Origin of the sequence: Actinoplanes awajinensis subsp. mycoplanecinus, assembly GCF_001509495.1 — a bacterium.
Taxonomy (GTDB): Bacteria; Actinomycetota; Actinomycetes; order Mycobacteriales; family Micromonosporaceae; genus Actinoplanes; species Actinoplanes palleronii.
This window is the reverse complement of record NZ_LLZH01000290.1, coordinates 61,477-74,870: the sequence shown is the minus strand read 5'-3', so window position 1 is coordinate 74,870 and position 13,394 is coordinate 61,477. Positions and strand designations below refer to the sequence as shown.

The 13,394-nt window shown below is 70.7% G+C and carries 11 protein-coding genes and 1 pseudogene; 2 read left to right on the top strand and 10 right to left on the bottom strand.

From position 1 onward, the window contains the following. From ADL15_RS32575 to ADL15_RS32530, 10 genes and pseudogenes are all read right to left on the bottom strand, one after another. A pseudogene (locus ADL15_RS32575) lies at positions 1–1,720 on the bottom strand (ATP-dependent Clp protease ATP-binding subunit); the annotation flags it as partial. A gap of 350 nt (positions 1,721–2,070) precedes the next feature. Continuing rightward, positions 2,071–2,427 carry a histone-like nucleoid-structuring protein Lsr2 gene (locus tag ADL15_RS32570; protein ID WP_067699169.1) on the bottom strand — a complete coding sequence of 119 codons (357 nt, stop codon included), beginning with the start codon at positions 2,425–2,427 and terminating at the stop codon, positions 2,071–2,073. Between the two features lie 104 nt (positions 2,428–2,531). Next, on the bottom strand, positions 2,532–4,040 hold the full coding sequence (gene lysS / locus ADL15_RS32565) for a lysine--tRNA ligase (protein WP_067699167.1): 1,509 nt from the start codon (positions 4,038–4,040) through the stop codon (positions 2,532–2,534). Between the two features lie 61 nt (positions 4,041–4,101). Then, positions 4,102–4,860, bottom strand: coding sequence for a type III pantothenate kinase (locus tag ADL15_RS32560; RefSeq protein WP_067699165.1), 759 nt, complete (start codon positions 4,858–4,860; stop codon positions 4,102–4,104). Positions 4,861–4,922: 62 nt separating this feature from the next. Next, positions 4,923–5,780: a carboxylating nicotinate-nucleotide diphosphorylase gene (nadC, locus tag ADL15_RS32555; RefSeq protein WP_067699163.1), complete on the bottom strand. Its 858-nt coding sequence runs from the start codon at positions 5,778–5,780 to the stop codon at positions 4,923–4,925. Next, complete coding sequence (locus ADL15_RS32550; protein ID WP_067699161.1) at positions 5,777–7,423, bottom strand: L-aspartate oxidase; 1,647 nt, start codon at positions 7,421–7,423, stop codon at positions 5,777–5,779. Before ADL15_RS32550 ends, nadC begins: the two co-directional genes overlap by 4 nt. Before the next feature lie 61 nt (positions 7,424–7,484). Beyond that, positions 7,485–8,420, bottom strand: a complete 936-nt coding sequence (locus tag ADL15_RS32545; RefSeq protein ID WP_083972032.1) for a septum formation family protein — start codon at positions 8,418–8,420, stop codon at positions 7,485–7,487. A gap of 92 nt (positions 8,421–8,512) precedes the next feature. Next, positions 8,513–8,941: an aspartate 1-decarboxylase gene (gene panD / locus ADL15_RS32540; protein ID WP_067699159.1), complete on the bottom strand. Its 429-nt coding sequence runs from the start codon at positions 8,939–8,941 to the stop codon at positions 8,513–8,515. Then, complete coding sequence (gene panC, locus ADL15_RS32535; protein ID WP_067699157.1) at positions 8,941–9,789, bottom strand: pantoate--beta-alanine ligase; 849 nt, start codon at positions 9,787–9,789, stop codon at positions 8,941–8,943. The genes panD and panC overlap by 1 nt, the downstream gene beginning before the upstream one ends. Continuing rightward, on the bottom strand, positions 9,786–10,700 hold the full coding sequence (locus tag ADL15_RS32530; protein ID WP_067699155.1) for a Rossmann-like and DUF2520 domain-containing protein: 915 nt from the start codon (positions 10,698–10,700) through the stop codon (positions 9,786–9,788). Before ADL15_RS32530 ends, panC begins: the two co-directional genes overlap by 4 nt. A 288-nt stretch (positions 10,701–10,988) precedes the next feature. On the opposite strand from ADL15_RS32530, the gene ADL15_RS32525 reads away from it, so the two are divergent. Both ADL15_RS32525 and ADL15_RS32520 read left to right on the top strand, forming a co-directional pair. Further along, on the top strand, positions 10,989–12,035 hold the full coding sequence (locus tag ADL15_RS32525; RefSeq protein WP_067699153.1) for an SAM-dependent methyltransferase: 1,047 nt from the start codon (positions 10,989–10,991) through the stop codon (positions 12,033–12,035). 228 nt (positions 12,036–12,263) lie between these two features. Next, complete coding sequence (locus ADL15_RS32520; RefSeq protein ID WP_067699182.1) at positions 12,264–13,388, top strand: NADH-quinone oxidoreductase subunit D; 1,125 nt, start codon at positions 12,264–12,266, stop codon at positions 13,386–13,388. Positions 13,389–13,394 lie beyond the last annotated feature (6 nt).

Sequence of the window (13,394 nt, the reverse complement as noted above, 5' to 3'; positions counted from 1 at the left end):
CCGGTCGTGGAACTCGGACATGTCCAGCTGGATCAGCGCGTCCTCGGAGCCGAACAGGAACTCGGCGAGAGCCTTGGACAGCTCGGTCTTACCGACACCGGACGGGCCGGCGAAGATGAACGAGCCGGACGGGCGCTTCGGGTCCTTCAGACCCGCACGGGTCCGCCGGATCGCCTTGGAGACGGCCTTGACCGCGTCCTCCTGGCCGATGACGCGCTTGTGCAGCTCGTCCTCCATGCGCAGCAGGCGGGAGGTCTCCTCCTCGGTCAGCTTGTAGACCGGGATGCCGGTCCAGTTGCCCAGGACCTCGGCGATCTGCTCGTCGTCGACCTCGGACACCACGTCCAGGTCGCCGGCCTTGTCGATCGCGGACTCCTTGTCGCGACGCACCTGGGCGATGCGCTCGTCGAAGTCACGCAGGTCCGGCGGCGCGGTCATCCGGCGGATGCGCATCCGGGCTCCGGCCTCGTCGATCAGGTCGATCGCCTTGTCCGGCAGGAACCGGTCGGAGATGTACCGGTCGGCCAGCGTCGCGGCGGCCACCAGGGCGGCGTCGGTGATGCTGATCCGGTGGTGCGCCTCGTACCGGTCGCGGAGACCCTTGAGGATCTCGATGGTGTGCGCCAGCGACGGCTCGCCAACCTGGATCGGCTGGAAGCGGCGCTCGAGCGCGGCGTCCTTCTCCAGGTGCTTGCGGTACTCGTCGAGGGTGGTGGCGCCGATGGTCTGCAGCTCGCCACGCGCCAGCATGGGCTTCAGGATCGAGGCGGCGTCGATCGCACCCTCGGCGGCGCCGGCGCCGACCAGGGTGTGGATCTCGTCGATGGACCAGGGTGTGGATCTCGTCGATGAACAGGATGATGTCGCCCCGGGTGCGGATCTCCTTGAGCACCTTCTTCAGGCGCTCCTCGAAGTCACCGCGGTAGCGGGAACCGGCGACCAGCGCGCCCAGGTCGAGCGTGTAGAGCTGCTTGTCCTTCAGCGTCTCGGGCACCTCGCCCTTGACGATGGACTGGGACAGGCCCTCGACGACGGCGGTCTTGCCGACACCCGGCTCGCCGATCAGCACGGGGTTGTTCTTGGTGCGGCGGGACAGCACCTGCATGACCCGCTCGATTTCCTTCTCCCGGCCGATGACCGGGTCGAGCTTGCCCTCGCGGGCGGCCTGCGTCAGGTTGCGCCCGAACTGGTCGAGGACCAGCGAAGTGGACGGCGCGGCTTCGCCGGTGGCGGTGCCCGCGGCGGCCGGTTCCTTGCCCTGGTAGCCGGAGAGCAGCTGGATCACCTGCTGGCGGACCCGGTTCAGGTCGGCGCCGAGCTTCACCAGGACCTGGGCGGCGACGCCCTCGCCCTCACGGATCAGGCCGAGCAGGATGTGCTCGGTGCCGATGTAGTTGTGGCCGAGCTGCAGCGCCTCGCGCAGGGAGAGCTCCAGCACCTTCTTCGCCCGCGGCGTGAACGGGATGTGCCCGCTCGGCGCCTGCTGACCCTGGCCGCTCGGCGCCTGCTGACCCTGGCCGATGATCTCCTCGACCTGCTGACGGACGCCCTCGAGGGAGATGCCCAGACTCTCCAGGGCCTTGGCGGCGACGCCCTCACCCTCGTGAATCAGGCCGAGCAGGATGTGCTCTGTCCCGATGTAGTTGTGGTTGAGCATCCGGGCCTCTTCTTGGGCCAGGACGACAACCCGTCGCGCTCGGTCGGTGAACCGCTCGAACATGCCCTCGTGCTCCTCACGTGCCGTGCGCCAATGTTGAGCCTGTCTCAACAGCTGGCGGGCCAGCGCACGGGCATCGGTGATACCCGTGCTGTAACTCTATCGCCGCCCGGAGACTCCGCTGGGCCCTCGGAGCCCCTCGAAACGATCCGCGACGTTGATTTAGCCAACTTCGCACGCTCAGCGGCTGTTCCCCCACCCGAACGTGTACGCGGACAGCGAAATCCCCACAGTCCACAGCCTGTGGACAACAGCACCCTTCCTGTGGATAACGGTACTGAACGAGCGCTGACGACGGGCCGGAAGCACAGAGAGGGCGCACCGGTGACCGGTGCGCCCTCTCGTCACGAAGCTCAGGCCCGACCAGGGCCCTTCGAGTGGTACTCGTCGACGATCTCCTGCGGAATGCGGCCGCGGTCGGAGATGTCGTAACCGGCCTTCTTGGCCCACTCCCGGATCGCCTTGTTCTGCTCCCGGTCCGCCGCCGCACCGCCCCGGCCACGCGCCGCGCGGCCGCCGACGACCACACCGCCGCGAGCCACCTTGGTGCCGGCCGTCACGTACGTAGCGAAGACCTCCCGCAATTCAGCGGCGTTCTTCTCCGAGAGGTCGATCTCGAACTGAATACCGTCGAGCGCGAACTTGACGGTCTCGTCGGCTTCGGTGCCGTCGATGTCATCGACCAGCTTGTGAATGATCTGCTTGGCCACGCGCCGTTATCCTCCCGAACACAGGTTCTCTCCCACGCAATGGGAGAACAATAACGCCAGGGGGACATCGCCCGTCAATGGCGGGGGCGATAATGGGCGTTCGGCTACTCTGCGCGGACCAACGGGAAGAGGATCGTTTCCCGAATGCCCAGGCCGGTGAGCGCCATCAACAGCCGGTCGATTCCCATTCCCATGCCACCGGTCGGCGGCATTCCGTACTCCATCGCACGGAGGAAATCCTCGTCCAGCTGCATCGCCTCGGCGTCGCCACCGGCGGCCAGCAGCGACTGGGTCTGCAGGCGGTCCCGCTGGACGACCGGGTCGACGAGCTCGGAATACCCGGTGGCGAGCTCGAAGCCGCCGATGTAGAGGTCCCACTTCTCGGTGAGGCCGGGGGTCTCCCGGTGCGCGGCGGTCAGCGGCGAGGTCTGCTCCGGGTAGTCCCGGACGAACGTCGGCTGCTGCAGGTTGTCCTGCGCGAGGTGCTCGAACAGCTCCTCGGCCAGCTTGCCGGCGCTCCACTTGGGGTCGACGCCGAGCTGCACCTTCTCCGCGTACCGCTGGAGCTGGGCCAGATCGGTCGCGATGGTGACCTCCTCGCCGAGCGCCGCGGAGATCTCGCCGAACAGGGTGGTGGTCTTCCACTCACCGCTCAGGTCGAGCTCGGTGCCGTCGTAGTGGGTGACCACGTGCGAGCCGGTGATCGCCTGCGCGGCCTCCTGAATCCACTCCCGCGTCCAGACCTGCATGTCGTTGTAGTCGGCGTACGCGTGATACGCCTCGAGCATGGCGAACTCCGGCGAGTGCGAGGAGTCCATGCCCTCATTCCGGAAGTTCCTGTTGATCTCGAAGACCCGGTCGATGCCGCCGACCACGGCCCGCTTCAAAAACAGTTCCGGAGCGATCCGCAGATAAAGATCGGTGGCCATAGCGTTGCTGTGCGTCACAAACGGGCGAGCCGCCGCGCCACCGTGCAGCAACTGCAACATCGGCGTTTCCACCTCGAGATAATTGCGGCGGAACAGCGACTCGCGAAGGCTACGCACCACGGTTGCCCGAGTACGCACAGTGTCCCTGGCCTGCGGCCGGACGATCAGATCCACATAGCGCTGCCGCACCCGGGTTTCCTCGGAAAGCGGCCGGTGCGCGACCGGCAGCGGGCGCAGCGCCTTGGCGCTCATCGCCCAGGAGTCGGCGAGGACCGAGAGCTCGCCCCGCCGGCTGGTGATCACCTCGCCGGTGACCGCGACCAGGTCGCCCAGGTCGACGAGGCGCTTCCAGTCCTCCAGGCGCTCGGCGCCGACCTTGTCCAGCGAGAGCATCGCCTGCAGCTCGGTGCCGTCGCCCTCGCGCAGGGTGGCGAAGCAGAGCTTGCCACCACTCCGGAGGAAGATCACCCGGCCGGTGATCGACACCTGGTCGCCGGTGGCGGTGTCCGTCGGGACCTCCGCGTACTGCTTGCGGATCTCGGCCAGGGTGATGGTCCGGGGGACGGTGACCGGGTAGGGCGGCACACCCTCGGCCAGCATCCGGTCCCGCTTCGCCCGGCGGACCTTCATCTGCTCGGGCAGGTCCTCGGCGGGGTCAGTCACTGGCACGTTCTGCTCGGTCACGGCACGGTCTTCCTGTGTGGTGGTGGGCTCTGCAAGACCTGGAAAGCCTACTCAGCCGTGCTCAGACGTTCCGCTCATATACCATCCGCAGCCCGATCAGCGTGATCATCGGCTCGTGCGCGGTCAGCGTGCGGCACTCGTCCTTCACCAGCCAGGCCAGGCCACCGGTGGCGATCACCGCGCGGACCGGGCCGATCTCCTCGACCATCCGCTCGACGATCCGGTCCACCTGGCCGCCGAAACCGTAGTAGAGCCCGGACTGCAGGCACTCGACGGTGTTCTTGCCGATCACCGAGCGCGGCTTGGTCGGCTCCACCTTGCGCAGCTGGGCAGCGCGGGCGGCGAGCGCGTCGAAGGAGATCTCGATGCCCGGCGCGAACGCGCCGCCGAGGAACTCGCCCTTCGCGCTGATCAGGTCGAAGTTCGTGGTGGTGCCGAAGTCGACGACGATCGACGGTCCGCCGTAGAGGGCGTGCGCCGCCAGGGTGTTCACCACCCGGTCGGCGCCGACCTCCTTGGGGTTGTCGATGGCCAGCTGCACACCGGTCTTCACACCCGGTTCGACGATCACGCTGGGCACGTCGTCGTAGTACCGCTTCAGCATGGTGCGCAGGTTGCGCAGCGCGGCCGGCACGGTGGAGCAGGCCGCCACCCCGGTGATCTCGACCGCGTCACCGGCCAGCAGACCCCGGAACATCAGTCCGAGCTCGTCCGCTGTCGAGTTGGCGTCGGTCTTGATCCGCCAGTTGTGCACCAGCTTGTCGCCGTCGAAGGTCGCCAGCACGGTGTTGGTGTTACCGATGTCAATGCAAAGCAGCACGGGTGCCCCTAAGAATCACAATCAAGACCCTTATTTGTACGCGTCGCAGCCCGCCCGCCCGGTCAGCGGGGGCGCAGGTCCAGCGCGATGTCGAGGATCGGCGACGAGTGGGTGAGCCCGCCCACCGACAGATAGTCCACACCGGTCGCCGCGTACGCCGCCGCCGTCGCCAGGGTCAGGTTGCCGGTCGCCTCCAGCTCGGCCCGCCCGCCGATCGCGCCGACCACCTCGGTCAGCAGCTCCGGGGTCATGTTGTCGCAGAGCAGGAACGTCGCGCCGGCCGCCACCGCCTCCTGCGCCTCGGCCAGCGTGGTCACCTCGACCTGCACCGCCACGTCCGGGAACGTCGCCCGCACCAGCCGGTACGCCGCGGTGATGCTGCCGGCCGCCAGCTTGTGGTTGTCCTTGATCATGGCGACGTCGTACAGGCCCATCCGCTTGTTGGTGCCGCCGCCGACCCGGACCGCGTACTTCTCCAGCGACCGCAGCCCCGGCGTGGTCTTGCGGGTGTCCAGCACCGTCGCCCGGCTGCCCTCGAGCTGGTCGGCCCACTTGCGGGTGTGCGTGGCCACCCCGGACATCCGGCTGATCAGGTTGAGCGCGGTGCGCTCGGCGGTGAGCAGCGCCCGGGTCGGCCCGGTGATCACGGCCAGCACGTCGCCACGGACCACCCGGTCACCCTCGGCGGCGATCTGCCGGAACTCGGCGTGCCCCTGCGAGGTGACCGCGAAGACCTCGGCGGCCACCGGCAGCCCGGCCACCACGCCGTCGGCCCGGGCCACCAGCTCGGCGGTGTCGGTCTGCTCGGCCGGGATGGTGGCCTCGCTCGTCACGTCGCGGGGCGGCTCGCCCAGGTCCTCGGCGAGCGCGGTCAGCACGATCCGCTGGACCTCGGCGAAGTCCAACACGTAGTCGATCAAGACATCTCCTGGAAGGTCTGGGTCATCGCGCCGTCCGCGCCGATCGCGTCGAGCAGGTGGCCGCGCCACTCGTCGGCCGCGGTCGGGTAATCCTCGCGCCAGTGGCAGCCACGCGTCTCCCGGCGGCTGCGCGCCGACGCGACGAGAGCGGTGGCGACGGTGAGCAGGTTCGTCGCCTCCCACGCCGCGGTGTTCGGGGTGGACCGGGACTCGGCCAGCCGGCTCAGCTCCTTGGCCGCGCCGGCCAGCGAGTCGGCCGAGCGCAGCACGCCGGCGCCCCGGGTCATGGTGCGCTGCACGTCGGCCCGGATCCCGGCGTCGGCCACCCAGGCCGGTGTCAGGTTCATCCGCACCGGGTCGGCCTGGGCCGGCAGGTCGCGGCCGATGTCGTCGGCGATCCGCTTCGCGAAGACCAGGCCCTCCAGCAGCGAGTTGCTGGCCAGCCGGTTGGCGCCGTGCACGCCGGTGCAGGCCACCTCGCCGCAGGCGTACAGGCCCGGGATGGTGCTGCGGCCGTGCAGGTCGGTACGGACCCCGCCGGAGGCGTAGTGCGCGGCCGGGGCGACCGGGATCAGCTCGGTGGCCGGGTCGACGCCCGCGCCCCGGGTCGAGGCCATGATGGTCGGGAAGCGCTGCTCCAGGAACTCCTGGCCGAGGTGCCGGGCGTCCAGGTAGACGTGGTCCGCCCCGGTGGCCCGCAGCACGCGGTGGATACCCTTGGCGACCACGTCGCGCGGTGCCAGCTCGGCCAGCTCGTGCTGCCCGACCATGAACCGCACGCCGTTCTCGTCGACCAGGTGCGCGCCCTCGCCGCGCAGCGCCTCGGAGATCAGCGGCCGCTGCACCGCGGTCTCCCCGGCGGTCACGAACGACGTCGGGTGGAACTGGACGAACTCCACGTCGGTGACCGCCGCGCCGGCCCGCAGCGCGAGCGCCACGCCGTCGCCGGTGGAGACCGAGGGGTTCGTGGTGGACGCGTAGATCTGGCCCATCCCGCCGGTGGCCAGCACGACCGCGCGGGCCAGCACGGCGCCCACGCCGTCCTCCGAGCCCTCGCCCAGCACGTGCAGGGTGATCCCGCAGGCCCGGCCGTCGGCGGCGCGCAGCAGATCCAGCACCAGGGCGTGCTCGACGAGCCGGATCCACGGGTCGCGGCGGACCGCGGCGTGCAGGGCGCGCTGCACCTCGGCGCCGGTCGCGTCGCCACCGGCGTGCACGATCCGGTCGGCCCGGTGGCCGCCCTCGCGGGTCAGCATCAGCGAGCCGTCCGGGTTGCGGTCGAACTCGGCGCCCCGGCGGATCAGCTCCCGGATCCGGGCCGGGCCCTCCTCGACGAGGACCTTCACCGCTTCCGGGTCGCAGAGCCCGACGCCGGCGATCTCCGTGTCGTACGCATGCGCCTGCGGTGTGTCCAGCGGGTCCAGCACCCCGGCGATGCCGCCCTGCGCCCAGCGCGTCGAACCGTCGTCAATGTTGACCTTGGTGACCACGGTGACGTGCAGGCCCTGCTCCCGCAGGTGCAGAGCGGCGGTCAGGCCGGCGACCCCGGAACCGACCACGACCACGTCGGTGGTCTCGGTCCAGCCCGGCTCGGCGGCGGCGAGCCGGCGCGGTAGGGCCGGGAGATCCGCGAGAGGTGACATGTGGTCAGTACACTCCGCCCCCGCGTCCCCGTCACCGCGGGGGCGTCATCAGTGGTCACCGTTACTTGTACTGGACCGGCAGGGACTTGGTCCCCTTGCCCTTCAACGACGAGGTCAGCTCGGCGCCGTCCAGCCACAGGTAGCAGCGCACGCCACGATCACCCTGGGTCCACACGTCCGAGTTGCCGGGCAGCGAGACCACTCCGGTGCGGTACTGCAACTCCTTGTCGTTGGGCACCCCGGTGTACGCGGACACCACGGTCCGGCAGCCGTCGTGGAAGTCCTCCCAGGCCGCGTCGCCCTTGGGGTACGACGCGTCGGACGGCGCCTCCCACACCCCGGCGAACTCCGCGTTGTGCTTGCTGCCGCACGACGCCGGCGGCATGGTGTCGATCGCGCCGCCGTCGTCCAGCTTGATCGCGTAACAGCTGAGCTCCAGGTCGGAACTGGCGGCCAGCGCGTTGCGCAGCGTGCCCTGCCGTTCCACCAGCGCGCCGTTGTCCTCGATCGAGTCGAGCTCCACCACGTCGCAGCGGAACCAGCGTGAACCGCCGGTCCAGGCCGCCGGCGACGGGTGGGTCACCCCGATCCACAGCCGCGCGGTCCGCCACGGCGCCCCGACGTACGTGCTCACCTTCTGGTCACAGATCTGGTACGCGGCCCGCGCGGCCGCCGACGACTCGGCCGGTGGCTGCTCGGCGTCCGCGGACGAGCCGGTGTACGTGCCGACGTAGACCGTCTCGGTGCGGTGCTGCACCGAGCAGTCCACCTCCTCGTACGTCGCCCGGGGCCCGGTCGCCGCGAAGTTGGCCAGGTGGCAGGTCTCCGACATCGGCTCGAACCCGGTCGCCGGGGCCATCGCGCCCCAGTCGTTGGTGAGGTCACCGTCGACGTTGCCGGGATTGCCGCACCCCGCCGCGAGCAGCAACATCACGCCCAGGGTGGCAGCCAGGTCGAAGCGCGGAGCGGGGCCCAGGAAGGCACGCCACTGTCGCATGAAGGAGCCTCCCGCACGCCGCCGATGTCCGATTCACGATCATATGGTGATCGGTCGGGTCCGACGGCGGCGTTCCGGAAAGTCACCCGGAGTCAGTGCGCGGACAGCGTGAGATCCCCGCGGACCAGCTCGTCAGCCATCCCCGCGACCGCCTCGGCCGGGTCGGTCCCCAGCTCGATCACCCGGTTGTCCGCGTCCACGTGCACCACGCGGGGCTGATAGGTGCGCGCCTCGGCGCTGTCCATCTGACCGTAGGAGATCAGGATGACCAGGTCGCCGGGGTGCACCAGGTGCGCGGCGGCGCCGTTGATGCCGAGCACGCCGCTACCCCGCTCACCGGCGATCACGTAGGTCTCCAGTCGCGCGCCGTTCGTCACGTCGACGATCGCCACCTGCTCGCCCGGCAGCAGGTCGGCCGCCTCCATCAGGTCGAGGTCGACGGTCACCGAACCGACGTAGTGCAGGTCGGCCTGCGTCACGGTGGCCCGGTGGATCTTCGACTTCAGCATGGTGCGGAGCATCAGACTGCCTTCCGGAGTGCGATCGGGACGTTGTCGATCAGGCGGGTGGTGCCGACCTTGGCCGCCACGAGCAGGCGGGCCGGGCCGTCGTCCGGGACCGCGCCCAGATCGGGACCGGTCAGTTCGAGGTAGTCCAGGCGTACCCCGGGCTCCTCCGACAAGATCTTGTGGGCCGCGGCCAGGACCGCTTCGGGATCACCGTGCGCCGCGCCCTCGCGCAGCGCGCGGGAAAGAGCGAGAGCGGACCGTCGTTCCTCCGGCGAGAGGAATCGGTTGCGGCTGGAGAGCGCCAGACCGTCCTTTTCCCGTACGGTCGGCACGCCCACGATCCGCACACCGAGTTCGAGGTCGACAACCATCCGGCTGATCAGCGCGAGCTGCTGGAAGTCCTTCTCGCCGAAGTAGGCGACCTCGGCGCGGGTGAGCCGGAGCAGCTTCTCGACGACGGTGAGCATGCCGGCGAAGTGGCCGGGGCGGCTGGCGCCGTCCAGGATCGCGCCGAGCGGCCCGGGGTTCATCGTGATCGACGGCGGCCCGCCGGGGTAGACGTCGTCCCGCGACGGCGCGAAGACCAGCGCGGCCCCCTCCGCACGGCAGGCCTCGAGGTCCTCGGCGAGGGTCCGCGGATACTTCTCGAAGTCCTCGTTCGGCCCGAACTGCAGCGGGTTCACGAAGATCGTCACGACCACGAACGCGGAACTCTGCCGGGCCACCCGGATCAGCTCCCGGTGCCCGTCGTGCAGTGCGCCCATGGTCATCACGACCGCGATCCCGCTGGCCGCCTGGTCGAGCGGGGCTTTGTCGAGTGCCGCCGCCAGCTCGTCGCGGGTGTGCACCACCTGGGTCATGCCGGGCTCCCCACGATCGTCTCGCTGGCGTCATTTCCGGTCAGCGCCGCTTCTCTGGTCAGCTGCGCCGCCGCGGCCTGGAACAGCACGTCGAGCAGGGCCGCGGCGTCGTGCGGGCGCAGCCGCCCGGACGCGATGGCGCGGTCCGCGGTGCGCCGGGCCAGACTCAGGTACGCCGGGACGGCCGGCGCCGGCATCCGCGCCAGATGCTTCGCCACCGTGCCGGCGTCACCGCGGGAGACCGGCCCGGTCAGCGCCGCGTCACCCATCCGCAGGGCGTTGTCCAGCGCCGCGGTCAGCAGCGGGGTGAGCACCCGCGCGGGCTCCTCGACACCCGCCGCGCGCAGCACGTCGGCCGCCTCGTTGACCAGGGTGACCAGGTGGTTCGCACCGTGCGCGAGCGCCGCGTGATAGACCGGCCGGGCGTCCTCGGCGATCCACTCGGGCACTCCGCCCAGGTCGGCGATCAGCCGGGTGGCGAACACCCGGTCCCGAGTGGTCACCCCCCAGGCGATCCCGGGCAGCCGGGCCACGTCGGAGTCCGCACCTGTGAAGGTCATCGCGGGGTGCAGGGCCATGCCGTTCACGTCGCCGAAGACGTCGAGCCCGTGCGCGCCGGAGGTGTGCGCGACGAGTTGCCCGGGCCGCAGCGCCCCGGTGCCGGCCAGCCCGGCGACCACCCCGCGCAGCGCGTCGTCCGGCACGGCGAGCAGCAGCAGGTCGGTGGCGGCGCGGGCGACCTCGTCGGCCGGCAGGATCGCGGCGTCCGGCAGCAGGCGCGCGGCCCGGTCCCGCGACGCGGCGGAGACCGCGGCGGCGGCGACCACCCGGTGCCCGGCCGCGTTCAGCGCCGCACCCAGCACGGCGCCCACTCGCCCGGCGCCGATCAGGCCCACGGTCAATGTGTTCATGGATCCAGTCCTCGTCTCGGGGTACCGGTCGAGCGCCAGTATGCGCCGTCGTAACACGCTCGTAGCAACCACGTGTGAACAACCGCACCAGCCGTTCGTCACCGTCCCCCGGCTGGCTCTCAGAGGTGTATCGGACGCTCTGAGACACCCCTGAGGCCCAGCCGGGTTCCGGTGGCTGCCCGGCCGCCGGGTCCCGGCTGGCGCTGGCGGCTGTCTCGACGGCCGGGAGACAGCCGTAGGCGCCAGCCGATGCCCGGAGCGGGGCGGTGTCGCGCTTAGGCTGGCGTCATGGCGGGGATCGGATGGCGGTTGGCGATGCAGTCGGCCCTCTACGGGACCGACGGGTTCTTCGTGCGTCCACAGTCCGGTCCCGCTGATCACTTCCGGACCAGTGTGCACGCGTCGCCGCTGTTCGCCGGTGCGTTGCTGCGGGTGGTCGAGCGGGTCGACGCCGCGCTGGGGCATCCGGCCACGTTCGACCTGGTGGACGTGGGCGCCGGGCGGGGCGAGCTGCTCTCCGCGCTGTGCGCGCTGCTCCCCGCCGAGCTGGCCGCCCGGGTCCGCCCGGTCGCGGTCGAGAAGGCACCCCGGCCGGACGGGTTGAACCCGGCGATCCGCTGGCGCCCGGACGTGCCGCAGGTGGTGACCGGGCTGCTGCTCGCCACCGAGTGGCTGGACAACGTGCCCCTCGACGTGGTCGAGACCGACGAGCAGGGCCGGCTGCGAAAGGTCCTCGTCGACCGGCACACCGGCGCCGAGACCCTGGGCGGCCCGGCCGACCCGGCCGAACTCTTCTGGGCAAGCCGCTGGTGGCCGGGTGAGATCGGCGCGGCCCAGGGCGAGCTCGGCACGGCCCGAGAGGCGGCCGGTGCGGGCCGAGACGATCGTGCCCCGGGGCGGATCGAGGTCGGTGCCAGCCGGGATGCCGCCTGGTCGGAGGCGGTGGACCGGGTGCGGCGGGGTGCCGCGCTCTGCATCGACTACGGGCACCGCCGTGACGAGCGCCCGCCCTTCGGCACGCTGACCGGGTTCCGCGACGGCCGCCAGGTCCCGCCGATCCCGGACGGCAGCTGCGACGTGACCGCCCACGTGGCCGTCGACTCGCTCGCGGCGGCGGCCGGTCACCCCTACCGATTGGTCCGCCAGCGTGAGGCCCTGGACGCGCTCGGCATCAGCGGCGCGCGCCCACCGCTGTCCCTGGCCACCACCGACCCGATGGCTTACTTGCGGGCCCTCTCCACCGCCGGTGCCGCCGCCGAGCTGACCGCCACCACCGGCCTGGGCGACCACTGGTGGCTCTGGCACCCGATCAACCTCGACCTCCCCCTCGCCTAGGGCGCCCTCTCCCGGTCGTGGGGGCGCGGGCTCCTGCCGACCCGGGGGCGTGCGGTGGGTGTGCTCATTGTCGTACCAAAGGAGTCTTGGCATCTCGGACGGCGACCGTGCGGGGATCGCCTGCCGGGAGCGGACGCCTGCCTCGGGCGGACGGTCGCGAGCGGCGGGCTGAGACGGACCGGGCCGGGGGCGTGGGACGATGCGTCGGTGACTGATTCGCTGCGGGAGATGACGGTCGGGACCGGGTCCGGGCTCGAGACGGCGGACATGGTTCTCAACATCGGGCCGCAGCATCCATCGACGCACGGTGTGCTCCGGCTGAAGCTGACCCTTGACGGCGAGCGGGTGGTCGACTGCGATCCGATCGTCGGCTACATGCACCGCGGGGCGGAGAAGCTGTTCGAGGTGCGGGACTACCGGCAGATCATCATGCTGGCGAACCGGCACGACTGGCTGTCCGCGTTCTCCAACGAGCTCGGCGTGGTGCTCGCCGTCGAGCGGCTGATGGGGATCGAGGTGCCCGAGCGGGCGATCTGGCTGCGGATGGCCCTCGCCGAGCTGAACCGGGTGCTGAACCACCTGATGTTCCTCGGTTCCTACCCCCTGGAGATCGGCGCGATCACGCCGATGTTCTATGCGTTCCGGGAACGGGAGACGCTGCAGGCGGTCATGGAGGAGGTCTCCGGCGGCCGGATCCACTACATGTTCAACCGGGTCGGCGGCCTCAAGGAGGAGGTCCCGGCCGGGTGGACGAAGCGGGCCCGGCAGGCGGTCGCGGCGGTCCGCAAACGGATGCCGGACCTGGACCGGATCATCCACAAAAATGACATCTTCATGGCGCGGACCGTCGGTGTCGGCGTCCTGTCGGCCGCCGACGCCGCCGCCTACGGCGCGTCCGGTCCGGTGGCCCGGGCGAGCGGTCTGGATTTTGACGTACGCCGGGACGAGCCGTACCTGGCCTACGACGAACTCGACGTGCCCGTGGTGACCCGGACCGCCGGGGACTGCCACAGCCGGTTCGCGGTGCTGCTCGAGCAGACGCAGGTCTCCCTCGACCTGGTCGACCAGTGCCTGGACCGGGTGGAACGGATCGGCGGCCCGGTCAACGTCCGGCTGCCCAAGGTGGTCAAGGCCCCGGAGGGCCACACGTATGCGTGGACCGAGAACCCGCTCGGGGTGAACGGGTACTACCTGGTGTCCCGGGGCGAGAAGACGCCGTGGCGGCTGAAACTGCGGACCGCGTCCTACGCGAACGTGCAGGCCCTGGCGACCCTGATCCCCGGCTGCCTGGTGCCGGACCTGATCGCCATCCTCGGGTCGATGTTCTTCGTGGTCGGCGACATCGACAAGTAGGCGCCC